The organism is Mesorhizobium sp. 43Arga, assembly GCF_053714255.1.
The window spans coordinates 143,471-168,908 of record NZ_JBSKBO010000002.1; the positions used below are offsets into that span (position 1 = coordinate 143,471).

General features: G+C 63.3%; 20 protein-coding genes, 2 tRNA genes and 1 pseudogene. 15 read left to right on the forward strand and 8 right to left on the reverse strand.

Features of this window, described 5'->3' with window-relative positions; translation table 11 throughout:
* Positions 1–146 precede the first annotated feature (146 nt).
* Positions 147–608, forward strand: a complete 462-nt coding sequence (locus tag ACWGS8_RS07045; protein WP_454580248.1) for an Lrp/AsnC family transcriptional regulator — start codon at positions 147–149, stop codon at positions 606–608.
* 50 nt (positions 609–658) lie between these two features.
* Here the strand turns inward: ACWGS8_RS07045 and ACWGS8_RS07050 are convergent, their stop codons facing one another.
* Both ACWGS8_RS07050 and ACWGS8_RS07055 read right to left on the reverse strand, forming a co-directional pair.
* Entirely contained in the window at positions 659–1,858 is a 1,200-nt protein-coding gene (locus ACWGS8_RS07050) for a cytochrome-c peroxidase (RefSeq protein ID WP_454580249.1), read from the reverse strand.
* Between the two features lie 7 nt (positions 1,859–1,865).
* A pseudogene (locus ACWGS8_RS07055) lies at positions 1,866–2,314 on the reverse strand (FixH family protein).
* A 151-nt stretch (positions 2,315–2,465) separates the two neighbouring features.
* Between ACWGS8_RS07055 and ACWGS8_RS07060 the strand changes: the two are divergent.
* Positions 2,466–3,386, forward strand: a complete 921-nt coding sequence (locus ACWGS8_RS07060) for a sugar kinase (protein ID WP_454580250.1) — start codon at positions 2,466–2,468, stop codon at positions 3,384–3,386.
* A gap of 11 nt (positions 3,387–3,397) precedes the next feature.
* Here ACWGS8_RS07060 and ACWGS8_RS07065 read toward each other — a convergent pair whose 3' ends face one another.
* The 3 genes from ACWGS8_RS07065 to ACWGS8_RS07075 all read right to left on the reverse strand — a co-directional run bounded on the left by ACWGS8_RS07065 (position 3,398) and on the right by ACWGS8_RS07075 (position 7,119).
* Positions 3,398–4,420 (reverse strand): aldose epimerase family protein, encoded by a 1,023-nt coding sequence (locus ACWGS8_RS07065; RefSeq protein ID WP_454581243.1) that lies wholly within the window; start codon positions 4,418–4,420, stop codon positions 3,398–3,400.
* Positions 4,421–4,509: 89 nt separating this feature from the next.
* Positions 4,510–5,967, reverse strand: a complete 1,458-nt coding sequence (locus ACWGS8_RS07070) for an NAD-dependent succinate-semialdehyde dehydrogenase (RefSeq protein ID WP_454580251.1) — start codon at positions 5,965–5,967, stop codon at positions 4,510–4,512.
* A 201-nt stretch (positions 5,968–6,168) separates the two neighbouring features.
* Positions 6,169–7,119, reverse strand: a complete 951-nt coding sequence (locus ACWGS8_RS07075; RefSeq protein ID WP_454580252.1) for an AEC family transporter — start codon at positions 7,117–7,119, stop codon at positions 6,169–6,171.
* Between the two features lie 112 nt (positions 7,120–7,231).
* Between ACWGS8_RS07075 and ACWGS8_RS07080 the strand changes: the two genes are divergently transcribed.
* From ACWGS8_RS07080 to ACWGS8_RS07130, 11 genes are all read left to right on the forward strand, one after another.
* Positions 7,232–10,252 carry a caspase family protein gene (locus ACWGS8_RS07080; protein WP_454580253.1) on the forward strand — a complete coding sequence of 1,007 codons (3,021 nt, stop codon included), beginning with the start codon at positions 7,232–7,234 and terminating at the stop codon, positions 10,250–10,252.
* 99 nt (positions 10,253–10,351) lie between these two features.
* Positions 10,352–10,900, forward strand: coding sequence for a histidine phosphatase family protein (locus ACWGS8_RS07085; RefSeq protein WP_454580254.1), 549 nt, complete (start codon positions 10,352–10,354; stop codon positions 10,898–10,900).
* 228 nt (positions 10,901–11,128) lie between these two features.
* Positions 11,129–11,204, forward strand: a tRNA-OTHER gene (locus ACWGS8_RS07090).
* A gap of 1 nt (position 11,205) precedes the next feature.
* Positions 11,206–11,273, forward strand: a tRNA-Asn gene (locus ACWGS8_RS07095).
* A gap of 361 nt (positions 11,274–11,634) precedes the next feature.
* Positions 11,635–12,777, forward strand: coding sequence for a slipin family protein (locus tag ACWGS8_RS07100; protein ID WP_454580255.1), 1,143 nt, complete (start codon positions 11,635–11,637; stop codon positions 12,775–12,777).
* Positions 12,778–13,008: 231 nt separating this feature from the next.
* The gene (locus ACWGS8_RS07105) at positions 13,009–13,290 is read left to right on the forward strand and encodes an acyl carrier protein (RefSeq protein WP_379024396.1); all 282 of its coding nucleotides are present in this window, start codon (positions 13,009–13,011) and stop codon (positions 13,288–13,290) included.
* Positions 13,291–13,346: 56 nt separating this feature from the next.
* Positions 13,347–14,537, forward strand: a complete 1,191-nt coding sequence (locus tag ACWGS8_RS07110) for a beta-ketoacyl-ACP synthase (protein ID WP_454580256.1) — start codon at positions 13,347–13,349, stop codon at positions 14,535–14,537.
* A 47-nt stretch (positions 14,538–14,584) separates the two neighbouring features.
* On the forward strand, positions 14,585–15,856 hold the full coding sequence (locus ACWGS8_RS07115; protein ID WP_454580257.1) for a beta-ketoacyl-ACP synthase: 1,272 nt from the start codon (positions 14,585–14,587) through the stop codon (positions 15,854–15,856).
* A gap of 116 nt (positions 15,857–15,972) precedes the next feature.
* On the forward strand, positions 15,973–17,001 hold the full coding sequence (locus ACWGS8_RS07120; protein ID WP_019858646.1) for a zinc-binding dehydrogenase: 1,029 nt from the start codon (positions 15,973–15,975) through the stop codon (positions 16,999–17,001).
* Between the two features lie 13 nt (positions 17,002–17,014).
* Complete coding sequence (locus ACWGS8_RS07125) at positions 17,015–18,001, forward strand: lipid A biosynthesis lauroyl acyltransferase (RefSeq protein ID WP_454580258.1); 987 nt, start codon at positions 17,015–17,017, stop codon at positions 17,999–18,001.
* A gap of 147 nt (positions 18,002–18,148) precedes the next feature.
* Complete coding sequence (locus tag ACWGS8_RS07130) at positions 18,149–18,982, forward strand: class I SAM-dependent methyltransferase (protein WP_454580259.1); 834 nt, start codon at positions 18,149–18,151, stop codon at positions 18,980–18,982.
* Here the strand turns inward: ACWGS8_RS07130 and ACWGS8_RS07135 are convergent.
* From ACWGS8_RS07135 to ACWGS8_RS07145, 3 genes are all read right to left on the reverse strand, one after another.
* Entirely contained in the window at positions 18,967–20,184 is a 1,218-nt protein-coding gene (locus ACWGS8_RS07135; protein ID WP_454580260.1) for an NAD(P)-binding domain-containing protein, read from the reverse strand. The genes ACWGS8_RS07130 and ACWGS8_RS07135 overlap by 16 nt on opposite strands.
* A gap of 116 nt (positions 20,185–20,300) precedes the next feature.
* Complete coding sequence (locus tag ACWGS8_RS07140) at positions 20,301–21,509, reverse strand: carboxylate--amine ligase (protein WP_454580261.1); 1,209 nt, start codon at positions 21,507–21,509, stop codon at positions 20,301–20,303.
* A gap of 265 nt (positions 21,510–21,774) precedes the next feature.
* On the reverse strand, positions 21,775–22,206 hold the full coding sequence (locus ACWGS8_RS07145; protein ID WP_454580262.1) for a L,D-transpeptidase: 432 nt from the start codon (positions 22,204–22,206) through the stop codon (positions 21,775–21,777).
* 220 nt (positions 22,207–22,426) lie between these two features.
* Between ACWGS8_RS07145 and ACWGS8_RS07150 the strand changes: the two genes are divergently transcribed.
* A complete protein-coding gene (locus ACWGS8_RS07150) occupies positions 22,427–23,704 on the forward strand; it encodes an acetylornithine deacetylase/succinyl-diaminopimelate desuccinylase family protein (RefSeq protein ID WP_454580263.1) in 1,278 nt (425 codons plus the stop codon).
* A gap of 124 nt (positions 23,705–23,828) precedes the next feature.
* Positions 23,829–25,307, forward strand: coding sequence for an ABC transporter substrate-binding protein (locus ACWGS8_RS07155; protein WP_454580264.1), 1,479 nt, complete (start codon positions 23,829–23,831; stop codon positions 25,305–25,307).
* The last annotated feature ends 131 nt before the right edge of the window (positions 25,308–25,438 follow it).

A 25,438-nucleotide genomic window follows, 5' to 3' on the forward strand; every position in this document is an offset into this window, starting at 1 on the left:
CCGTGGAGCGAGCATCAGGGAGCGGGCCGGCGGTCACCGGACCGAATGGCGCAAGCTAGCACAGGCGCGGATTTCAGTCGGTCCAAAGAATTCGACAAGACAGATCGATCGATCTATCATGCTGTCAATTCTGCAGAACTTGGACCGTGATTTTGACAACAGAAGACCAATTGGACCGCATCGACCGGAACATCCTGACCGCACTGGCAGGCAATGGCCGGCTTTCCATGTCGGAACTCGCGGCCAAGGTCGGTCTTTCCAAGACACCGGTGCAGGCGCGGGTCAAGCGGCTGGAGAAGGACGGTTATATCAGGGGCTACCAGGCGATCATCGACCGCGAGCGCATGGGCGAAGGCCATGTCGCCTTCGTCCAGGTGAAATTGTCCGACACCCGTTCCGCCGCGCTCGACGCTTTCAACCGCTCTGTCCAGGCCGTGCCGGAGATCGAACAGTGCCACATGATGGCGTCGAGCTTCGACTATCTGCTGAAGGTTCGCACCCGGGATATCGCAGCCTACCGCCGCGTGCTTGGCGAGCGTATCTCGGCGCTCCCCCACGTCGCCCAGACCTCGACCTTCGTGGCGATGGAGACGGTGAAGGATCGCTGACCATGATCCCGAAAAATGGATGCCGATTTTCGGACAAGTCAAACAAGAGCCTACTCCGACAGCGTTTTCAAAAACGCCACCAGCGCGGCGCGTTCGCGGTCTGACAGTTGCAGCGGATGGATCTCGGTTATCCCCTCCACACTCGGCGCCGCCCTGGCGTAGTGCGCCACCACCTCATCGAGCGACGAAAACTGCCCTGCATGCATGTAGGGCGGCCGCGTGGCCGCGCCGCGCAATGACGGCGTTTTGTAAGCGCGGATCAGTTCCGGCGCATCCTTGACCATGAAGCGCAGCTCGCCGCATGCGGCGGCGTCGCCATCGCGATAGGCACCGAAGCAGTTGAAAGGATCGGCCTCGGCTTGCCGCACCGCATCAACGCGGCCGCGATCCGGCGGCAGGTCCACGACGGGCGGCACGCCGGTATTGTGAAAGCTGTTGTCCGTAAGGCGCGGGCCGTTGTGGCAGGTCACGCAGTTGGCCTTGCCGATGAACAGTTTCAGCCCGAGGATTTCCTCTCGCGTGAAGACGGCATCGCCCTTCGGCTCGGCTCCGGTGGCAAGGTCCAGGGCAAAGCGATCGAAGCGCGTCTGCGCTGGCTCGATCGAGCGTTCGAAAGCCTCGATCGCCTTGCCGATATTGGCGAAGACGCGGTTGATGGCGTCGCGCTGCGCATCGCTCATCGCGTTCCAGGCAGCCTTTTCGGCATCGTTTCCAAGCGGGCTGGCATTCAGCGGAACGCCGGCAAGATCGGGCAGCGGCCCGAAAATGCGCTCATAGCGCTCGCCGAAGCGTGCCTTGATGTAATGCGCGTAGGCAGCGCGGTTTCCCGCCTGCTCCAGCGGGTTTTCCAGCGGGGTCAGCGCTTGCGCCCATAGGCTGTCGCGGCGGCCGTCCCAGAAGAACCAGGGGTCGCGCGCCACGCCGGCCAGCGGCATGGTGCGCCGGTTGGTGCGCCCGACGCCGACGGCTTGCGGCAGGTCGTCCTGGAATTGGCGGTCGATCTTGTGGCAGGTCGAGCACGACACCGTGCCGTCGCGGCTCATGCCAAGATCGAAGAACAGCGTCGAGCCGAGCGCCGCGGCGGCCGGCACGTCGGCGAAGCGATTGGTGGTGTCTGGCTTCAGCGACGGCAGCGTGTTCAGCGCCAGCGAGGCGATGGTCTTCTTCTCGGCGTCGGAAAAATCCGGCTTGCCGCAGCCGACGAGGATGACGGCGACCATCAGCGCCAGAAAGCAGAAAAGGCGCTTCATCGATCGCTCACAGCACCACGTTGAACAGCACCGTGTCGGAGCCGCGCCGGACGAGATGGCGAACCGAAGTTGCCACCAGCCGCTCATGGTGAATTTCAGGCCCTCGATGCGGTAGCGGCCCTCGCCCAGGTAATCGGTCACCTGCGGGCTGGTCGGCAGTCCGTGATTGTGTTGCGGCATGCCGCCGGAGATGGCGATCGCGGCTCGCTCCACCGAGGCCCCTGTCTTTGTCTTCAGCGTCAGCAGCCAGGATTCCAGTTCGCCCTGCCGCACCACGCCCCGTTCCGGCTCGAAGCTCGCCATGTACAGCCCGTTGTCGGTTTTCTTCGTCCGCGAGACATCCGGGCCAGCAAGCTGCGCGCTTTGCGGCGCCGTAAGATAGACGATCGCAAGAATGCCGACCAGCAGAGCAGCCAGACCCAGACCCGCCAAGAGATAACGCCATATCGATGCCAAACCGGTTCCTCTTCCGCGGATAACGCTCGGCCGGGTGGATCGCGTCCCGCCAGCCTGTGGGAAAACGCTGTGGCGCAAAAAAGCCTGCTTGCCAAGCATGGCGCTGCCGCCGGCAAAAAGCTACAGCACCGAAATCACTGGAGGATTGCAGATGGCGGGAAACGGCGTCGCTTCGATCGGCGAATGCATGCTCGAACTGTCGGGCCAGACCGGCCCGAACTGGCGCATGGGTTTTGCCGGCGACACGTTCAACACGCTGTGGGCGCTGCATGCGCTGAGCGAGGACCGGCCGGCAACCTATGTCTCGGCCTTCGGTGACGACCCCTTCTCGCAGGGCCACATCGGCTTCTTCGCCGAAAACGGCATCGGCATCGGTTCCAGTCCGGTGATAGCTGGCGCGCGACCCGGCCTCTATGCGATCACCTTAACCGGCGCCGAGCGCTCCTTCACCTACTGGCGCAGCGACGCCGCCGCCCGGCAGCTTGCTTCGGATCCCGCCGCGCTGTCGAAAAACCTTGAAAATCAGGCGCTTGTCTACTTTTCCGGAATCACCTTGGCAATTCTGGACGATGCGGCTCGTAAAACACTGCTGGAAGCCGTGGCCAAGGCACGCGCCGCCGGCTCGCTGATCGCCTTCGATCCCAATTATCGGCCACGGCTTTGGCGCAACCGCGAAAGCGCGCAGGCAGCCATCGTCGAGGCGCTCGGCGTCACCGACATAGCACTGCCCACCTTTCCCGACGAACAGATGCTGTTTGGTGACGAGACACCGAGGGCGACCGCCAAGCGGCTTGGACAATGGGTCGGCGAGGTCGTCGTCAAGAACGGCGAGCAGCCGGCGCTGATTGCCGAAAACGGGACATTGCATGACGTGCCGGCGATCCATGTCGCGGCCGCCGTCGACACCACCGGCGCAGGAGATTCCTTCAATGGCGGCTATCTCGCGGCGCGTCTTGCAGGTCACAGGCCGCAGGAAGCAGCAAGCCGGGCGCATCGCGTCGCTGCCGCCGTGGTCCAGGTTCGCGGCGCTCTGGCGCCATTCGAGACGCTGCGGGCGGCGTTCGAAAACTAGCCGCCTGGAGACTATGGAAGACGGAAACGGTATTCCGTCACGTGGTGATAGATCGCACCCGGCCATAGCGTCGCCTGCGGGAAATACGGCCGGTTCGGCGCATCCGGCCATATTTGCGGCTCCAGGCAGAAGGCGGAAAAAGCCTTGTAGTCCCGCCCGTCCAGCCCCTTGCGCGGCGTCACATACTGACCGGTGTAGAGTTGGACGCCGGGCTCCGTGGTCCAGACCTCCATCTCGACGCCAGAACTCGCCCCTTGCGTCCATGCCGCTTGCCGCAGCGGCCCGCGCGCCGAGGCGAGGCAGAAATTCTGGTCGTAGGGCAGCTGCTCGCCCTCGGTTTCCATGCGCAGTGGCCGCGCCTGGCGGAAATCGAAGGGCGTGCCGTCAACCGGCTTGACCACGCCGGTCGGGATCATGTCGCTGTCGACCGGCAGATAGGCGGCCGCGTTCAGCATCATCCTGTGGTCGAGAATGTCGCCGGCGCCGCCATCGTCGAGGTTGAAATAGGAGTGCGGGGTGAGATTGCACAGTGTCGGCTCCTCGCAGGTCGCCGTCAGCTCGACGCTCAGCGTGCCGGGGATCTTCAGCCGGTAGGTGCAGGTGACGTCGAGCGCGCCGGGAAAGCCCATCGCGCCATCGGGATCGTGCAGCGTCAGCGTGACGAAGTCCCTGCCGTGCAGCGAAACCGCCCACGGCCGATGCGAATAGCCCTGCGAGCCGCCATGCAGCGTATGCCTGCCGAGGAAATTCGGCTCGGTCTGGTAGCGGTTGCCACCGATGGTGAAGCGGCCGTCGCGGATGCGGTTGGCATAGCGGCCGACCACGGCGCCGAAGAAGGCGTTGTCGGCCTCATAGGCTTCTAGAGTGTTGTAGCCGAGCACCAGCGGCGCATCGTGGCCGGTCAGGCGCAAATCCTGGATGATGGCGCCGAGCCCGATGATGTTGGCGGTGAGGCCGCCGCCTCTGATGGTGAAGCGGCGCACCGGCTCGCCTGCCTGCGTCGTGCCGAAAACCTCGCCGTCCTTCATCGCCATGCCCGCAAACGTCAGTTGATCCAAAGGATTTCGGCTGGTTTCTCAACCCGAGGCGGCGGGCCAGGCCCGCCGATCTCGGGGACAAGGTATCAGAGGCCGAGGCCGCCGATGCAGACATATTTGGTATCGAGGTAATCCTCGATGCCCTGATGTCCGCCTTCCTTGCCGAGGCCCGATTCCTTGACGCCGCCGAATGGCGCTTCCGGAGTGGTGATGAGGCCTTCATTGACACCGACCATGCCGTATTTCAGCCCTTCCATGACACGGAAGGCGCGGCCGAGATCGCCAGTGTAGAAATAGCAGGCAAGGCCGAATTCGGTGTCGTTGGCGAGCGCGATGGCTTCCGCTTCGGTCTCGAACTTGAACACCGGCGCGACCGGGCCAAAGATCTCTTCCTTCATGAAGCGCATCTTGGGCGTCGCATCGGCGATCACCGTCGGCTGGAAGAACGAGCCGCCCAGCGCATGACGCTTGCCGCCGGCGACGATCTTGCCGCCCTTCGAGGTGGCGTCTGCGATCAGTTCTTCCACCTTCTCGACCGCCTTCTCGTCGATCAGCGGTCCCTGTTGCACGCCTTCCTCGAGGCCGGAACCGACCTTCAGCCCATTGCTGGCGGACGCCAGCTTCTCGACGAACTTGTCATAGACGCCGGCCTGGACGAGGAAGCGGTTGGTACAGACGCAGGTCTGGCCGGAATTGCGGTACTTGGCGGTGATGGCACCGGCGACAGCACGGTCGATATCGGCGTCGTCGAAGACGATGAACGGCGCGTTGCCGCCGAGTTCCATCGACACCTTCTTCACGGTGACCGACGACTTCTGGATGAGCAGCTTGCCGACTTCCGTCGAGCCGGTGAAGGTGATCTTAGACACCAGCGGATTGGCGCAGATCTCGTCGCCGATTTCACTGGCCGAACCGGTCAGGATGTTGACGACGCCCTTGGGGAAGCCAACTTCCTCGGCGAGCGCGCCCCAGGCGAGGCCAGAGTAAGGTGTCTGCGAGGCGGGCTTCACCACGGCGGTGCAGCCGGCAGCGAGCGCGGGACCGAGCTTGCGGGCCAGCATCGAGGACGGGAAATTCCACGGCGTGATGGCGGCGATGACGCCGACCGGCTCCTTGGTCACCAGGATGCGGCGGTCACCCCAGGGCGATGGCACAATGTCGCCATAGGTGCGGCGGCCTTCCTCGGCAAACCACAATATGTAGGCCGCGGCCGAGCCGATCTCGCCCTTCGATTCGAACAGCGACTTGCCCTGTTCGATGGTGAGCAGTTCGGCCAGCACGTCCTGATTGTCCATCATCGCGTCATGCAGCTTGCGCAGCAGCTTCGAGCGCTCGAGCGCGGTCGTCTTGCGCCAGGTCTTGAAGGCGGCGTCGGCGGCCTCGATGGCGCGGCGCGTCTCGGCCTTGCCCGACTTCGGCACGGTGCCGATCTTGAGGCCGGTGGCGGGGTTGTTGACGTCGACCGTCTGGCCGCTGTCGGCCTGCACCCATTCGCCGTTGATGAGATTGGCCTGCCGCATGAAATGGCTGGTTTTCTGAAGCATGGTCTATCCTCCGTTCGGCGCACTGACGGGCCGGTCTGTGAAATCTTCGGTGAGCGTGCGCCATGATTTGAAGCCGGCACGCCGGAGCCACTGCTCTTTACCTAGGGCAAGGCCCGCAAGCAATCGCAAGATGGCATATAGGGGTTGGGCCAGCCGGGGACGAGAGCAAGCTTTGTCGCCTCGCCGCGATTTGCGCATGGCCTAGCCAAAGACATGCAGGACAACCGTCAGCCAGAAGGACGTGGTGACGGCGGCGCAGGCGGTGGCGATGGTCATCTGGTTCGACGCCAGCGCCTGGCCGGTGTTGAATTGCACGGCGATCAGGTAGGAGTTGATGCCGGACGGCAGTGCCGCCACCACCACCGCCACCTTGGCGGTCAGGGGCGGCAGGCCGAGCAGCCAGACGAAGGCGAGGACCAGCGCCGGCATCAGGAACAGTTTCAGCGCCGAAAGCGCCAGCGCCGGCCGGACATTGCCGGAGATGCCGAAGCGGCGCAGGCTGAGCCCCATGGCAAACAGCGCCACCGGCCCTGCCGTGTTGGCCAGCGCATCGACCAGCCGCATGACGAGGTTCGGCAGCGGCACGCCGCTCAGCCGCCACGCCAGGCCGAGCAGGATGCCGATGATCAGCGGATTAATGAACAGCCGCCGCACGAAGCTGCGCAGCACCCGCAGCGGATGCACATGTTCGCCACCGCCCCGGCCGAACATCTCGAACAGCACGATCGAGGCCATCATCATGATCGGCAGGTGCACGGAGACCAGCAGCGACAGCACTTCGAAGCCGCTCGGGCCGAATATGCCGAGAATGAAGGGAGCGCCGAGCAGCACGACATTGGAATAGGCAGACGACACGCCGCCGACGACACCGGCGCGGGCGTCGCGCCCGAATATCCGCGTGGTGACGACATGGCCGGCGGCCCAGGTGATTGCCGCCGCCGCGAAATAAGCTCCCCACAACGGCCACGGCGCGACGCCGTGGAAATCGGCCTTCACCATCGTCTGGAACAGAAGCAGCGGCATCGCCACCGAGACCGCGAAATCCGATATCCCCTCGCCGCTCGCCGGTCTGAGATAGCCGGTCAACCCGGCGAGATAGCCGAGCGCCACGAGGCTGAAGACGAAAAGCACGGTTTCTGTAAGCGGAGACATTTCTTCAGGGATAGGCGAGCCACGCGCGCGGCGCAATCGCGCCCGAATTTGATCATGGTAGGCTGGCAGCGTTATAGAGGGTTTGGAGTATCAGGGCGGGCACGAACGACAAATGACCTTTGTCGAAACCTCAGGACGCAATCTTCTTGCGCGTGTGTGGCTGACGGCTTTCGTCGCCGCGCTGTTTTGTCTTGCCGCGACGGCGTTTGCATTGGCCGGGACGAAAAGCCTCAAGGGCGTGGCGCTGATCATCGGCCAGTCGAATTACCAGCACATCGCCGCCCTGCCCAACCCGGCCAATGACGCCCGCGACATGGCCAAGATGCTGACCGATCTCGGCTTCGACGCCCGCAACGTCACCGATCGCGATGCCGCCAAGCTGAAGCGCGACCTCGAACGCTTCGTCGAGGATGCCGAGGGCGCCGATGTCGCCTTCATCTATTACTCCGGCCACGGCATCGAGGCCGGCGGCGAGAACTATCTGGTTCCGGTCGATGCCGACGTCTCATCGCTCAAGGATGCGGGCCAGGCACTGATGCCGATTTCCGCCGTCATGGACGAGCTGAAGAAGACGGTGCCGGTGACGATCATGCTGCTCGATGCCTGCCGCACCAATCCGTTTCCGGCGGACGCCGTGGTGCGCCGGGCGCCGACCGCTTCCGCCGAGCCCATCGGCGCCGGAGGGTTGGAACCGGTGCGGGGCGCCAAGGCGCTTGCCAATGCGCCAGCGCAAGATGCGAGCCTGGGCACCGTGGTCGGCTTCGCCGCCGAACCGGGTCGCCCGGCGCTGGACGGCGCGGCCGGCGAAAACAGCCCCTATGCCGCCGCCCTGCTGCGCCATCTCGCGGCGATGAAAGGCACGGAGTTCGGCTCCGTCATGCGCATGGTGACGGAGGAGGTCTATCTCGACACCAAGGCCAAGCAGCGCCCCTGGGTCAATGAAAGCCTGCGCCGGCTGCTCTATTTCGGCGTCGCACCGCCGGAGCCTACCGGCGATGATGGGCTGATCACCGGCGAAAGGCGGCAATTGCTCTTGACCATCTCCGACCTGCCCGATCCGAAGCGGGCGCAAGTGGAACTGGCCTCGCTGCAGGACGGTGTGCCGCTCGACGCGCTCTATGGCGTGCTGAGGGCGCTGGGCACGGACAAGATCCCCGAGGATCCGACCGACCTGCAGAAAGTGCTCGACGCCCAGGCCGAGCGCCTGAAGAAGATGATGTCGGAACGCGCGGCACTGCGCACTGACGATCCCGAGATCAAGCGCCTGGTCGCGTCCGCCGACAAGGCCATCGGCCAGGGCGCCATGGTGACGGCGCGCAAATTCCTCGATGACGCGGTCGGCAGGGTCGAGCAGAACAGGGGTGCCGTTGACGAGGCCGAGGAACTGGTCAGCCAGAAACGCATCGCCGATGCCGCCATCTATGCCAAACGCGCCGACGCCGCCGCGCTGGTCTTCGACTACAAATCCGCCGCCAACGACTACGCCAAGGCCTTCTCGCTGGTCGAGAAATGGGACGACAAGCTGCGCTGGAACTACAAGAACCAGGAAGCCGAGGCACTCAACGCCCACGGTTCCGCCACCGGCGATCTCGATGCGCTGCAGCACGCGATCGAGGCCTACCACGTCATCCTGAACTTCATTCCCAATGGCGAGCAGAACTGGGATTGGGCCATTACCCGCAACAACATGGCGGTGGTGCTGCAGACAATTGGCGAGCGCGAGACCGAGACCGCGCATTTGGAAGAAGCCGCGCAGATCTTCCGCGATTCGCTCGTCGTCTTCGAGCGCGACAAGGACGACCGCAACTGGGCGGCCGCGCAGAATAACCTCGCCAATGTCCTCTTGAAGATCGGCGAACGCGAAAGCGATCCGAAGCGCCTCAATGAGGCGGTGGCGGCGATGCGCGCCACATTGGAAAAGCGCCCGCGCGACAAGCTGCCGCTCGACTGGGCCGCTTCGCAGAACAATCTCGGCCTGGCGCTCTATGCGCTCTCCCAGCGGGAACCCGCCGGCGAGCATCTGAAGGACGCGGAAGCCGCCTACCGGCTGGCGCTTGAAGAGTACACGCGCGAGAATGCCCCCGTGGAATGGGCGATGGTCGAGAACAATCTCGGCAACACGCTGGTGACGCTCGGCATCCAACTCAACGACGAGGCCAAGATCAACGAGGCGGCCGATGCCTTCCGCGCCGCGCTGAAGGTGCGAACCCGCGAGACCTTCCCGGTCTCCTGGGCGACCAGCCGGCTCAACCTCGGCAACGCGCTGAGCGGTGTCGCCCGCTTCGACATGGGCACGGACACGCTCGAAGAGGCAGCCAGGGCCTATGACGATGCGTTGACGGTGTTTACCCGGCAGCGCTTCCCGATGGATTGGGCGTCGGCGCAGAACAATCTCGGCTCGATCTACCAGACGCTCGGCCAGCGGACCCGCGACGCGGCCAGGCTCGAACAGTCGGTGGCAGCGTTCCAGGCAGCCCGGCAGGTCTATGTCAGGCGAAAATTCCCGCAGGATTGGGCCATGAGCTACTATAATCTCGGCAACACGCTGCAGTTGCTCGGCGGCGTGACGGACAAGCCCGAGCACTACAGCGAAGCGGTCGACGCCTACCGCAATGCGTTGCGCGAGTACAAGCGCGAGACAAACCCGCGGCAATGGGCGCTGGCCCAGGCCGGACTCGGATCGACGCTGCACTGGCTGAGCATGAGCAATGCCGATCCCAAAACCCTGCGGGATTCGATCGCCGCACGGCGGGCGGCGCTCAAAGTGCTGACCATCGAGACGGCGCCGGTTGACTGGGCCAACGCCCAGAACGGCATCGGCATGAGCCTGCTTAATCTCGGCAATGTCGAACGGACCGGAAAATATCTCGACGAGGCCGAGGCGGCTTTCACGGCGACGCTGAAGGTCTTCACCAGGGAAAGCCAGCCCCTGCAATGGGCCTTCGAGCAGAACAATCTCGGCGACATCCACTGGAACCGCGCCAGCTATGGCGGCGGCAAGGCCGAGTATCTCAGGGCTATCGCGTTCTTCGAGAATGCCAAGCAGGGTTTTATCGAAGCCGGCTACACAATTCCCATCCCGCTTACCGACCAGAAGATCGATCTGGTGAAGAAGCAGATCGCCAAAAAGTGAGCCTGGGACATCTGCGACGCCCGCTTGTCTTTGTGCCGGCGTTCCGATCCCTATATGCGAATGACCGGAACTCGATGTCGGGCTCATGGAAGGACTACGATGATCCGATTTGCCCTGGCCCTGTTGCTGCTCGTCGTTCCGGTCGCGGCCCATGCCACGGATGCCGGCTGGGCTCTGCTGCGCGATGGCGGCCATGTCGTGCTGCTGCGCCATGCCATGGTCACCGGCACCTCCGACCCCGCCGGTTTCGACATCGACAGCTGCGCCACCCAGATGAATCTGTCGGCGCGCGGCAAGCAGCAGGCGAGCAAGATCGGCGCCTTATTTGCCGCCCGCGCTGCCCCGATCGAGCGCGTGCTGTCCAGCCGTTATTGCCGCTGCCTCGACACGGCGCGCATCGCCTTCGAGGCCGAACCGGAGCCGTTCGCGCCGCTCGATTTGCTGAAGGGCGATGACGCCCGGAAGGCAGCGCAGATCGCCGCCATCATGAAGGAAATCCGCGCCTATTCCGGCTCTGACAATCTGGTCATGGTCACCCATCTGGAAGACATCGTGGCACTCACCGGCATCTCGCCGCGCGAGGGCGAAGCCGTGGTCGTCGAGCCGCAGGGCAACGGTCTGCGCGTACTCGGCCGCGTCACCTTCTAACGAAGCTATCCGCGCCTCCTACGTTGGACGCGGTGTTGCCAAAATGCCACTCCCGAAAGACGCCACGAATTCGCCGCGACAATGCCGCTTGCGACAACCCGTCGCAGGCTCTATAGCCGCGCTCCCGGTCACGAGAACCGAAGTGAGCACAGCGGTTGGAGCTTTCGTCTCCGCCCGTGCAGGCGGCATTGCCGCCCTGTATACGGCGCCGCTTTGGGGATTGGGATCGCGGATGTAGCTCAGTCTGGGAGAGCGCCGGATTTGGATCCGGAGGTCGCAGGTTCGAATCCTGCTGTCTGCACCACGGATAGCTCAGTTTGGTCAGAGCATCAGATTGTTAATCTGACTGTCGAAGGTTCGATTCCTTCTCCAACGGCCTGATAAGCCGACACCTTTGGGTGGTGTTATCTGAAAACGGTCCGGGGACTGGAATGCTGAAGACCTGACGGACGGCACAAGCCTTCGGGCGCGGGCCGTATCGAAAGGTCCGACGCCATCGGCTCGGGGCCAGGCCCGCGGTGATGGTCAAGGCGCAGTGTCGCCGGCAGGGCAGGCCAAGGCTTGCCGAGCCCGCTTCGCTGCCCCGCGATCCGCTCCCGAAGGCCCGCCACGGATCGATGCCACCGGTCCCCGGATCATTCGTGCCCGGAAGACGATGTGAAACGAGAAACGAAGGGAAGATCGACGCATGAGTTGACGCCTCGCATGGGGCCATGCCCGACAGGAGTAAGACAATGACTGTTCTCGATAAGGTTCTTGGACGCGAGCGCGTCCTCGTAAGGGAAAATGAACGTGCCCTCACCCTCCACAAGGGTGAGATCAAGGCCGTCCTGATGCCGGGCGAGCACTGGCTCGCCAACCGGCGCGGAAGCCTTGAAGTGTCCCGGCACGATCTGAAGAACCCGGAATTCGTTTCGGCATACGAGAAGGCCTTGTTCGACAAGCTCCCGGATGTGGCCGCGCGTCATTTCACGGTCGTTCGCACCGGGCGCACGGACGTCGCCATCATCGAGCGTGACGGAAATCTGCATGCCGTTCTGGCGCCGGACCGCAAGCTGGTTCTGTGGACCGATGCCGGCCCGTGGACGGTGACATCGGTCGACACCTCGGCGGATCTCGCCATCGAGCCAGCAGTCATGCGCCGGCTCGGCCAGGCCCGGAAGGCGGAGTTGATGTCGGTCCATCCGGTCGTCGACGGCCAGGCCGGCCTGCTGTTCGTCGACGGCGTCCTGGTCCGGACATTGACGGCGGGCGTGCATGGCTTCTGGAACGTCGGACGCATGGTGCAGATGAAGGTCGTCGACCTCAAGCGCCAGTCGCTCGACGTCGCCGGGCAGGAAGTGCTGACCAAGGATCGCGTGACGATCCGCGTCAACATCGCAGCCGAATACCGGGTCGTCGACCCGGTCAAGGCGGTGAGCGCCGTGAAGGACTTCTCCGAAGCCCTTTATCGCGCCCTGCAATACGCCTTCCGCAAGACGCTGGGCGCGCTGACGCTCGACCAGATCCTTGAAAAGAAGGTGACGGTCGACGAGGAAGCCGCAAGCAAGGTCCGTGCCGACATGGCCGAGATCGGCGTCGAGGTCAGCGATATCGCTCTCAAGGATGTGATCCTGCCGGGCGAGATGCGCGAGATCCTCAACCAGGTGGTTTCGGCCGAAAAGCAGGCCGAGGCCAACGTCATCCGCCGCCGCGAGGAGACGAACGCCACGCGTTCCCTGCTCAACACGGCCAGGGTGATGGCGGAGAACCCGGTGATGCTGCGGCTGAAGGAGCTCGAGGCTCTGGAAACCATCGCCGGCAAGGTCGAGCGGCTGACCGTCCACAACGGAACGGGCGGACTGCTGAACGACCTGGTCAAGCTCCGTGACAGCTGATGCATGTCGCCCAAGCGGTTCCCGGTTTTGGGAAGACGACATGCATCGAAACAAAGACTAACCTGACGTAATGGGAAGGGCCGCCGGGTTGACCGGCGGCCCTTCTTGCGTTTCTTGGGCACGCTTCCCATCTGCGCCCGGACTATCAGGCCTTTTCCTGCCGGGAAAAACCGATTAGACAGCGCCCAAACAGGATGCGGACAGATTCCGCCCGCAAAGAAGGAAAAGCCCTTGTCCACCACGTTCGACAAAGTCGCCAAGATCATTGCCGACACCAGCGAGATCGATATCGACACCATCACGCCAGAGAGCCACACGATCGACGATCTCGGCATCGACAGCCTCGATTTCCTCGACATCGTCTTTGCCATCGACAAGGAATTCGGAATCAAGGTGCCCCTGGAAAAGTGGACCCAGGAAGTCAATGACGGCAAGGCTTCGACCGACGACTACTTCGTCATGAAGAACCTGTGCGCCAAGATCGACGCACTCGTCGCCGCCAAGATCGCCTGACGTCAGTTGAGCGCGCGACCTTGACGCGCTTTGCCGCCTGACCCACAAAGCCGCTCATGAGTAGCCCCCGCGACGTCGTCATCACTGGTATCGGCCTTGTCTCCTCGCTGGGAGAAGGCCCTGACGCCCACTGGCAAAAGCTCGCGCAACCGGGCCTGCAGCCGGTGCTCGAAGCCGCGCGCTTCGCGCCCTATACCGTTCATCCGCTGCCGGAGATCGACTGGAACCTGCAGATCGCCAAGCGCGGCGACCAGCGGCAGATGGAGACATGGCAACGGCTCGGCACCTATGCCGCCGGCCTTGCGCTGGACGATGCCGGCATCAAGGGCAATGACGAGCTTTGCACGACCATGGACATGGTGGTGGCCGCCGGCGGCGGCGAGCGCGACGAGGCGGTCGATGCCGCCATTCTCGCCGCCTCGGAAAGCCGCAACGACCGCGACGTGCTGCTCAACGAGAAGCTGACCACGGAACTGCGGCCGACCTTGTTCCTGGCGCAGCTTTCCAACCTGCTCGCCGGCAACATCTCCATCGTCCACAAGGTCACGGGCTCCTCGCGCACCTTCATGGGCGAGGAAGGGGCCGGTGTTTCCGCCGTCGAGACGGCCGCGGCGCGGATCCGCTCGGGCCAATCGACACATGTCCTGGTCGGTGGCGCCTTCCAGACCGAACATTCCGACATGCTGCTCGGCTACGAACTCGCCGGCTATCTGCATCGCGGCCCGTGGAAGCCTGTCTGGCAAAGGCAGGGTGCCGAGGGTGGCGGCGTGGTCTCCGGCTCCGGCGGCGCCTTCCTGGTGCTGGAACAACGTGAACACGCGGAAAGCCGTGGGCGCAAAATCTATGCCGAGCTAGGACCGGTCGTCTCCGGCCGGGCCAGGCGGTCGCGTGGAGAACTCGACGCCGAAATCGCCGGCTTGCTGAGCCAGGCGGCACTGCCGAACGGCAAGCTGCTGGCGCTTTCGGGCGCCTCGGGCGCGCATGCGGCAACATCAGCCGAGAAAACAGCGCTCGATGCCGTCGAGGCAATTGCCGCACGCGGCTTCTCGACGCTCACCGGGCACATGAAGGAAGCGCAGTTTCCGTTCGCCGTGGCGCTGGCCGCACTCGCCGTCGACCGCAAGGCCGCCTACCCCGTCTTTGACGCTGCAACCGAGAAGCCCTTCGAAGGCATTCCCGCAAGCGTCCTTGCAACGGCGATCGGCTATCACCAATTCGAGGGCATGGCGCTGGTCAAGTCGGCGTAAGGCGGCGCCCGCCATGTTGCAGAGATGAACCGCTCGAGGGCTTCCCGATGACCAATTTCAGAGATCACATGGGCAGGCCCATCGTCGCCGTCACCGGCATCGGCGTGGTGACTTCGCTTGGCGTCGGCAAGGCTGACAATTGGGCGGCGCTGACCTCGGGCAAGTCGGGCATCCACCCGATCACCCGCTTTCCGGTCGATCATCTCAACACCCGCATTTCCGGCATGGTCGACTTCCTGGACTCAAGCTCGAAGGGCGCCAGCCCCCTCACCTACGAGCTGGCCGAAACCGCCGCGCATGAAGCCGTGGCCGAATCCGGCCTCGATTCCAGCGATTTCGGTGGACCTCTCTTCCTCGCCTCGCCGCCTGTCGAACTCGACTGGCACGAACGCTTCTCGCTCTACAATTCGGACAAGCAGGATGCTGGCGCCGAACGGTTGCTTCGCGTGGCCCGCGCGCTGAAGGAACTCGACATTTTCGAGACCACCCAATTCGGCTCGATCGCGGACCGGCTCGCCGACCGGTTCGGCACGCGCGGCCTGCCGATCACGCTGTCGACCGCCTGCGCCTCCGGCGCCACCGCCATCCAGCTCGGCGTCGAGGCGATCCGCCGCGGCGAATGCGACCGGGCGCTGTCGATCGGCGCCGACGGCTCGGCCACCGCCGAGGCGCTGATCCGCTTCTCGCTGCTGTCGGCGCTGTCGACCCACAACGACATTCCCGAAAAGGCGTCAAAACCGTTTTCCAAGGACCGCGACGGTTTTGTCCTGGCCGAAGGTTCGGGCGCGCTGGTGCTGGAATCGCTGGAGGCAGCCCTGGCCCGTGGCGCCACCGTTCTTGGCATTCTGCGCGGCTGCGGCGAAAAGGCCGATGATTTCCACCGCACCCGCTCCAAGCCCGACGGTTCGCCGGCGATCGCGGCGGTTCGCGCCGCCCTTGCCGATGCGGGCCTGAGCAAGGACGAGATCGACTATGTCAATGCCCATGGCACCTCGACGCCGGAAAACGACAAAATGGAGCATCTGTCGCTGTCGACCGTGTTCGGCGAGCGCATCGGCTCGATGCCGGTCTCGTCGAACAAGTCGATGATCGGCCATACACTGTCTGCGGCGGGCGCCGTCGAGGCGGCGTTCTCGCTGATGACGATGCGCGAAAGCGTCATTCCGCCGACCATCAACTACGACAATCCCGACCCGGCGATCGTGCTCGACGTGGTGCCCAACAAGAAGCGCAGCGCCGAGGTCCGCAGCGTTCTGTCGAACTCCTTCGGCTTCGGCGGGCAGAACACTTGCCTTGTCATGGCGCGGGAACCGGTCTAAGCGAGCCCTTTCCGCCGATGCATGTCGAGCAAAAGTGACCTGGGTTTTGCAGCAACGACATGCATAAAACCAAGAACTAAAGCGCGACGCGCTTTAGAACAGAACCGACAGGCCCTATGCGCGCACTGCAACTTATCGAGGATCGCCGTCTTGAAACGGTGGACCTGCCGCCTCCCCCGCCACCCGCACTCGGCGAAGTCACGCTACGCATCAAGGCTGTGGCGCTGAACCACATCGACGTCTGGGGCTGGCGCGGCATGGCCTTCGCCAAGCGCAAGCTGCCGCTGGTCGTCGGCGCCGAAGCCTCCGGCGAGGTCGAGGCGGTCGGCCCCGGCGTGTCCAGCCTGCTGCCCGGACAATTGGTGTCGATCTACGGTGCGCGCACTTGCGGCCTTTGCCGTGCCTGCCGCGAAGGCCGCGACAATCTCTGCGAACATGTTTCCGGCGTTCACGGCTTCCATCTCGACGGCTTCGCGCAGGAGAAGATCAACCTGCCGGCGCGCCTGCTGGTCCCCGCCCCGCCCGGCGTGAGCGACATCGGCGCCGCGGTGGCTCCCGTCACCTTCGGCACGGTCGAGCACATGCTGTTCGACAATGCGAGACTGCAGCCCGGAGAAACCATCCTCGTCCATGCCGGCGGCTCCGGCATTGGTTCGGCAGCGATCCAGCTGGCCAAGCGGATGGGCTGCACCATCATCACCACGGTCGGCTCGAACGACAAGATCGACAAGGCCAAGGCGCTGGGCGCCGACCATGTCATCAACTACCGCGAAGACCGCTTCGAAGGCGTGGTGCGCAAGCTGACCAAGAAGAAGGGCGTCGATGTCGTCTTCGAACATGTCGGCGCCGACACTTTTGCCGGCTCGATGCTGTGCCTGAAGCGCGGCGGCCGCCTTGTGACCTGCGGCTCGACATCAGGCGTGTCGACGCAGATCAACCTGATGCAGCTGTTCCAGCAGCAATTGAAGCTGCTCGGCTCCTTCGGCTGTCGCATGGAGAACATGGCCAACGCCATGCAGAAAATGGCGGCAGGACAGGTCGCACCGGTCATCGACACTGAGGTCGGCTTCGACGACATCGACGCCGCGCTGAAGCGCATGGAAGGCCGCGACGTCTTCGGCAAGATCATCCTGCGCGTCGCCTGAGGCGTTGACTTCGGTGCTCAAGAAGTTTCGCCGCGATCTCAGGTTTCGCCATGGCAGGCAACTGCGGCAGCTGAACTACTGGCTGGTTGCGCGTGCGGCGATGATCATCATTTCGGTGCTGCGCCTGCTGCCGGTCGACAGCGCGCTGAATTTCGCCGACCGCGTCGCGCGCTTCATTGGCCCCAGGGTCGGACGCCACCAGGTCGCCATCGACAATCTGCGCAAGGCCTATCCGGAAAAGAGCGAGGACGAAATCCAGGCCATCGCCTCCGATATGTGGGGCAACATGGCCCGCCTTGCCGCCGAATACATCTTCCTCGACGCCCTGTTCGACTATGACCCGGCCGCCAGCAAGCCCGGCCGCGTCGAGGTCAAGGGCATTGAGCATTTCGTCGAGATCGCCGCCGAAAAACAGCCGCACATCGTCTTCACCGGCCATCTCGGCAATTTCGAGCTGCTTCCAGTGGCGGCGGCCACCTTCGGCATGAACATCACGGCGCTGTTTCGTCCGCCCAACAACCCCTACCTTGCCGACTACATCCTTTCGACGCGGCGCTCGACCATGGGGGCGCTGCTGCCATCCATGGCCGGCGCCTCCTTCGCATTGGCCGGAGTGCTGGAAAACGGCGGCAATATCGGCGTCCTTGTCGACCAGAAATTCTCCAACGGCCTGGACACGACCTTCTTTGGCCGCCCCTGCCAGAGCAACCGGGTGCTGGGCACGCTTGCCCGTCACTATGATTGCGACGTCTACCCGGCGCGTTGCATCAGATTGCCAGGCAACCGCTTCCGCCTCGAGATTGAGGACCGACTGGTCTTGCCGCGAACCGCTGATGGCAGCGTCGACGTCCACGCCACCACCCAGATGCTGAACGACGTGGTCGAGCGCTGGGTGCGCGAGGATCCCGGCCAGTGGATGTGGTTCCACAAAAGGTGGGAGATCAGCAACTCGCGGCGTAAAAGGCAGCCTCAGGCAAAGGCGCCGGCCGCGAACAGCTGACCACCTCTGAAGTGTCTGGCGCCAGCCACTTTCGGTACTGATGGGCCTGCGATCCAGACATTCGTAACGTTACTGGTCAGGGAATCTTAAACGACCAGGGCGCACATACCCCACGAGATGTTCATCGACTGAGGTGGAGCCCGTGGCATGACGAATATCGAAATGCCGCGCCTGGATCGGGATGGGCTCGAAGATCGTTCCTTCGGCCGTTTTGGCCGGGCATGGTCCCATATTCGTCAGAATGGCTTGCTCGAGCCGCTCAGGCTTGTCCATCAGCATGGGCTCGGCGCAAGCCTTGGCTTTGTCCAGCGTAACATCAGGCATATGTTCGCCGACCGTCTCGCCCGGACATGGGATCGCCGGCACGGCGTCGATACGGCCGGTTCGATCCAGCTCGGCGCCCTCAATGTCGTCGGCCCGCACCGCGCCATGGGCAATGAAGCCGTCTGCACGTCGCCCAGAACCTTCGACTTCATCATGAAGTCGCTGCCCCGTGATCTCCAGAATCATACGTTCATCGACATCGGCTCTGGAAAATCGCGAACCCTGCTGCTGGCCTCGCAATATCCGTTCGCCAAGATCATCGGCGTGGAGTTCGCACGCGAATTGGTGGACATCGCCCGGAGCAACATCGAGCGTTTCAGCGCCCCATCGCAGAAATGCCGGGCGCTCAGCGTCGTGGAGGCTGATGCGGCGACGTATGTTTTCCCCGAAGTGCCCCTGGTGGTCTATTTCTACAATCCCTTCTCGAAAGACGTCTTCGATATTGTCCTGAAGAATCTCGTGTCGTCGCTCGAACGCCAACCGCGGGATTGCTTCATCGTCTATGGCAGCTCGAGCCATCGCGCGATCGACTGGGCAAGGCCAGCCATCCGCGAAACCGGTATTTTCCGGGAATTGTCCGTGCCGGCCATGCCGAGCTTCCTCGATGCGGTCCGCACCATCGACTATGCGGTCTTCCAGGTTCAGGCAGCAGCGTAACGTCTGTCTCTGGTCTTCTGAACGAATCGCGTGACGGTGCGCGCGGCAAACGGCGTGCCGGCGGTGAACCGCATCAGCGGGCCAAAGCTGCCGACCGCGCTCGCGCCGACGAAATGCAGGCCGGGAATGCTGGATTCGAACCCGGCGGAGAGCAGGGGCAACCCTTCCCGGCGGGCGATCGCGGCAAGCATGTCGGGTGCGAACAGACCGAGCCTGGCGACATCGATCCGGTAACCCGTGCCGAGCAGGACGTGATCGAAGGTGGCGGCGCCCTTCTCGAACCGCAGTTCAATGCCATTGTCCTTGGCGGACGCACTGATGATCCTGCTGCCGGCCCTGATCTCTATCCCGTCGAAATCCGGCTTCAGCCAGCCCGTCGCACCAGCGCCGAGACTGCGTCTGTTGAGGCCGGCCCGGGCTGGCTCCGGAAACCGGTGCACGACGCCTGGAACTTCGACCAGCCAGGAAATCGGGAACGGACCGACCCTGGACGGCGATGCGAGCCGCTCCGACAGGAAGTCGCGCAAGCTCCAGCTCTGCTTTCCCGACAGCGCTCGATAGCCCAGCCAATGGATATCGCCATGGCAGACGAGTTCGACTTCGGCCCCGTTGCGTTTGAGCAGAACGGCGGATTCGCAGGCGCTTTGCCCACGCCCGATGACGGCGACGCGCTTGCCGCGGAAGGCCTCATAACCAGTATGTTCACTGGCATGGCTGACCAGTTCGCGGGGAATTCCATCGAACACGGCAGGGATCAGTTGCTGGTTCATCAGGCCGGTGGCAACGATGACACGGCGCGCTTTGACGGCGTTGCCATCGGCCAGCGCCAGACGAAATCCGCCATTCGCCCTCTCGACGCGGTCCACCTTGCGCGTGTCCAGATCCGGAACCGCCTGGCGTTGAATCCACAATCCATAGTCGACGAAGTTTTCGAGCAGCAGCGGTTCGCGGGGCGAGATTCCGAGGACCTTGGCATAGGAATCGAGCGAAAGCGGACCTTTGGTGTGGCCGATATAGGTCGCGTGCCAGGGCGAGCGCAGCCTCATGCCTCTCGGCATATGGTCGCGCCAGAAGGACATCGCGCCGCCAAGAGTGAGTGCATCGACGCCCGCTCCCTTGAGCGCTGAAGCGACGGCCAGCCCGAAAGGACCGGCGCCGATCACGGCCACCTCGCAGTCAGTCCTGGGCGTGAAAACGGTCATGTCAGCGGTCTCGCCTGTCTGTTTCTGCAGCCGTGGAACTCACTCCGTCACGCCGCCGTCCTAAACATTTCCCGGTTAAGATTGCGCAAAGAGCGGCTTCCCAGCCATTGCCCTGCTCACAAGAACCGAAATATCCGTCGCGTCAGCACTCTCCAGGCCGTCAACGGCACATCGATCAGACCCGGTATCGGATCCTTTGCCTGGAACGTCGCCCATGCCCGTACTTCTGTGAATGAGCTGAAATAGGCGCGTTTTGCCAACCGGCCGCTCGAGATCAGTCTGCCGGCCGCCACCATGTCGCGAACCAGATACATCCAGGACGTGTTAGGCCGCGCTGACGCTGTCTTTACCGTCTGGCCCGATTTGATCGCCCAAAGCGCGGCGCCGAGATCGAGGCCGGCGGCAGCGCCCAGCCCAAACCACGTCCAGGGCCGTGGATTGACGTCGAGAACCTTCATCGAGCCGTCGCGCGCATCGCGCTTGAATTCGACCTCGACCAGTCCGCGATGCGCGATCGATCCAAGCAGCCGGCGCGCGGCGTCGATCAATTGCGGTTCGTCGACCACCTCCACAAAGGTGCTGGTGTAGCCGAAATCGACCGGATATTGCCGCGTGCGGCGGGCCGTGAATTCCGCCACCGGCGCGCCCTCATCCCAGAGTGCCGCGTAGGAGAACTGGCTCTCGCCTCCCCCAGGTATCATTTCCTGAACCACGACATTGTCACTGCCGATCTCCTCGGCAGCCCAGGTAAAGGCTGTCAAAAACGCTGCCTTGTCATTGGCGAGAACGGCCTTGGCACGCGCGAAACGGCTGCGCCCGCCCATATTGGGCTTCAGGATCACGGGAAAGCGAAGTTCGGCTGTCTCTGCCTGCTCGAGCGAGCTGATCTCATAGGTCAGCGGGACGGCAAGCCCCAGTTCGCCCGCCCGGCGATAGAGCAGCGGCTTTTCACAGACCCATTTCAGTTGCTCCCAAGGTGGCAGCACCACGTCGTATGCGGCGGACAGTTGGTCGATCGATTGCGATACGAAGCGAACTTCGGGGTCGCCGCCGGCAATCAGCAGAAAACCGCCAAGCCCGTGAACCTCCGCCAGATCGAGCAGAAAGGCGACGGCACCGCCGTCATCAGGGCCGGGCCACGTCATCGTCCGCTGGGCATATCGCGAAAAGCTGGGCAACGGGGTGTCGTTGCTCACCAGCCAGACAGGCACTTTCTGAGCGCCGAAGCTCCTGGCCAGCGCCAGTGTCCCGTGCGCCCCGCCAAGAATGAGCACCCCGGCGAGCCGACTGGGAAGACGATCGTCCATCTGTGACTGGGGATGCATCTGTCAATTCCAGCAAGCGGCACGCAATGGCAGGTTTCCCGGCGAACGATTGATCAGCCGGCAATATTTAAGCTACCCCTAATGGTTCAAACTGCCCGATACTGCCGATTGTCCTCAGCCAGACATCGGCATGGAAAGCACACCCCTTACCTCTCGGCAATAGCCATCCATCTCGGAACAGGTAAAACCTTGGCCGATTGTTGTTGCCGTCAATAGAAAGTCTCGCGCCGGGCTCCGGCCCGGCAATGAGAATTCGCGCGTCCTGCTAGTTCGTTACGACAATGCGCGTGTTGCCGAAGCCCACTTCCCGCACCATCGCATAGAACGTCGCGGCATTGGCCGTGTGCAGCCGCACGCAGCCATGCGAGGCCGGACGGCCGAGTTGCCTGACGGCGCCCGTTCCATGAATGGCGTAGCCGCCATGGAAGAACACGGAATAAGGCATCGGCGACATGTCGTATTTGCGCGAATACCACATCCGCGCGGTCCGCTGCGGCCGATAGGTCCCACGCGGCGTGAAGTAACCCGGACGGGCAGTCGACACGACCCAGCGATAGATCTCCGATCCGTACCGCACCGTCATCGTCTGCGACGACACGTCGATATTTGCTTCCAACATCGCCGCGTAACTTGCGGACGGCGTACCAAACAGCGCGGTTGCCAACATCGCCGCTGCTACGAGAAAGAACTTCCTCATGCGATCAAACCCCTTTGATTGCCCCTTGCCTGCTCGCCATCACGTTGTTTTTCACCTTTTTAATGGCAGTGAAGAAGTAACACACACTCCTTGATCAATTCGCCAATCCAAAGCAGCGAATTTGAACGATTTCCCGCGATAGTTGCCGCAACGACACGCCGCACCGGCTTGATTGCCGGCGGGCTTGCAATCCAGCGTCGTTCGTTGCTCAACTCCCCTGATGAACGAGCGACTCCTTCAAGCAATCGATGACAGGCGCGACGATGTCGTCGCACTGACCGCCGACCTGATCCGTTTCCCGACCATCAATCCGCCTGGCGAGGCCTACCGGCCATGTGCGGAATTCGTCGGCGCGCGGCTGAGGAAGCGCGGCTTTGAAACCGAATTCATCCGCGCCGAAGGCACGCCCGGCGACACCGATCGCTACCCGCGCGTCAATGTCGTGGCCCGTTTCGACGGCCGGTCAGCCGGCGCCTGCGTCCACTTCAACTCGCATATCGACGTGGTCGAGGCCGGCGACGGCTGGACCGTCGATCCCTTTGCCGGCGTCGTCAGGGACGGCAGGGTCTATGGACGTGGCGCCTGCGACATGAAGGGCGGCCTGGCCGCGTCGATCATCGCCGCCGAAGCCTTCATGGACATCTATCCCGACTTTCCCGGCGCCATCGAGATATCCGGCACGGTCGACGAGGAGTCCGGCGGCTTTGGCGGTGTCGCCCATCTGGCCAGGCTCGGCTATTTCTCGCAACCCAGGGTCGACCACGTCATCATTCCCGAGCCGTTGAACAAGGACCGCATCTGCCTTGGCCATCGCGGCGTCTGGTGGGCCGAGATCGAGACCAAGGGCGAGATCGCGCATGGCTCGATGCCGTTTCTCGGCGACAATGCGGTGCGCCATATGGGCGCCGTGCTGCAAGCTTTCGAAGACGAACTGTTCCCGGCGCTCGACCGCAAGATGACACGCATGCCCGTCGTCCCCGAAGGCGCCAGGCGCTCGACCATGAACATCAATTCCATTCATGGCGGCCAGACCGAGGATTTCCGGCCAGGCCTGCCCTCGCCCAACGTGCCCGATTCCTGCCGGCTGACCATCGACCGCCGCTTCCTGCTCGAGGAAGACCTCGACACGGTCAAAGGCGAAGTGATTGGCATTCTGGAACGGCTGAAGCGCGAGCGCATAAAATTCGATTACCAAATCCGCGACCTGATGGAAGTGCTGCCGCTGATGACCGAGCGCGACGCGCCGGTGGTCAAGGCGGTGGCGCAAGGCATTCATGCGATCTTCGACCGCGAGCCGGACTACGTCATTTCGCCCGGCACCTACGACCAGAAGCACATTGCCCGCATCGGCCATATCTATGACTGCATCGCCTATGGGCCCGGCATTCTCGACCTCGCACACCGGCCGGACGAATGGGTCGGCATAGAGGACATGGTGGAATCGGCCAAGGTGATGGCAATCGGCCTCAACGTTCTGCTGCGCGGCACGACCGGATGACCGGCCCGCGGCGCAAAAACATTTCTCCTGGCGCGGCGCGACAGCACGAAACGCAATTTACTCCCGCGCAAAATCACGCTTCTATCCCCCGGCTTGAGCATTTGAGCACATGGGGAGTTCAGCGATGAAAATGTGGAAGACCCTTCTGGCCGCTGCCGTGCTGGCGGTCGCAACCGCCACTTCGGCGTTTGCCGCCCGGACCGATCTCGTCATCGGCATTCCGCTTGAACCCCCGCATCTCGATCCGACGGCGGGGGCGGCCGCGGCAATCAGAGAGGTCACCTACGCCAATGTGTTCGAGGGCTTGACCCGAATCGGCCCCAATGGCGAGGTGCTGCCGGATCTCGCCGAAAGCTGGACCATTTCCGATGACGGCAAGATCTACACTTTCAAGCTGCACACCGGCGTGAAATTCCACGACGGCACCGATTTCAGCGCTGACGACGTGAAGTTCTCGCTCGATCGTGCCCGCGCGGAAAAGTCGATCAACGCGCAAAAGCAGCTCTTTGCCGCCATCGACAAGGTCGATGTGGTCGACGCCGCCACCGTGAAGGTGGCGCTGACCCACCCGCAGGGCTCGTTCCTCTACAATATGGGCTGGGGCGACGCGGTGATCGTGTCGCCGAAATCCGCCGACACCAACAAGGAAAAGCCTGTTGGCACCGGCCCCTTCAAGTTCGACAGATGGGCCAAGGGCTCATCGATCACCCTGCTCAAATCGGATCACTACTGGGGCGCCCCTGTCTTCCTCGAAAAGGTCGAGTTCCGCGTCGTTCCCGATGCAGCGGCCGCAGTGCCGGCGCTGCTTTCGGGCGATATCCAAGCCTTCCCCTTCTTCGATCCCGACAGCGTCTCCCAGGTCAAGGATGATCCGCGCTTCAAGGTGGTGGTCGGCGCAACCGAAGGCGAGACCATTCTGTCGATCAACAACAAGAAGCCGCCCTTCGACAAATTGCAGGTAAGGCAGGCGATTTCCTATGCGCTCGACCGCAAGGCGATCATCGACGGCGCCTCGGCCGGGCTCGGCCTGCCGATCGGCTCGCATATGTCGCCGGCTAACAAATATTATGTCGACCTAACCGGCCGCTATCCTCACGACGTGGCCAAGGCCAAGGAGCTGCTGAAGGAGGCGGGGCTGGAGAACGGCTTCAAGGCCACGCTGAAGCTGCCGCCGCCGTCCTATGCGCGGCTCGGCGGCGAGATCATCGCCTCTCAGCTCCGCGATGTCGGCATCAATCTCGAGATCGTTCCCGTCGAGTGGGCGCAGTGGCTGGACCAGGTGTTCACCAAGAAGGACTACGACGTGACCATCGTCTCCCATACCGAGCCGAACGACATCGATATCTACGCGCGCAAGGACTACTATTTCAATTACGACAACCCGGCCTTCAAAAAGGTCATCGCCGATCTGGAACTGACGTCCGACGAGGCCAAGCGCAAGGAACTGTATGCCCAGGCGCAAAAAATCCTGGCCGACGATGCCGTGGTCGGCTTCCTTTACGAACTGCCCAAGGTCGGGGTTTGGGACGCCAAGCTGCAAGGCTTGTGGGAAAGCGCACCGATCCCTGCCAACGACCTGACCAAGGTGAAGTGGAGCGAGTGAGGCTGTTGGCCAACAGGCAACGCTTGTGCTCACCCCCCTCTGCCCTGCCGGGCATCTCCCCCTCAAGGGGGGAGATTGGCAGTTTCGGGGCCGCAACCGAGCATGCAACATTTGCGTTTGGCGAAAGCCGG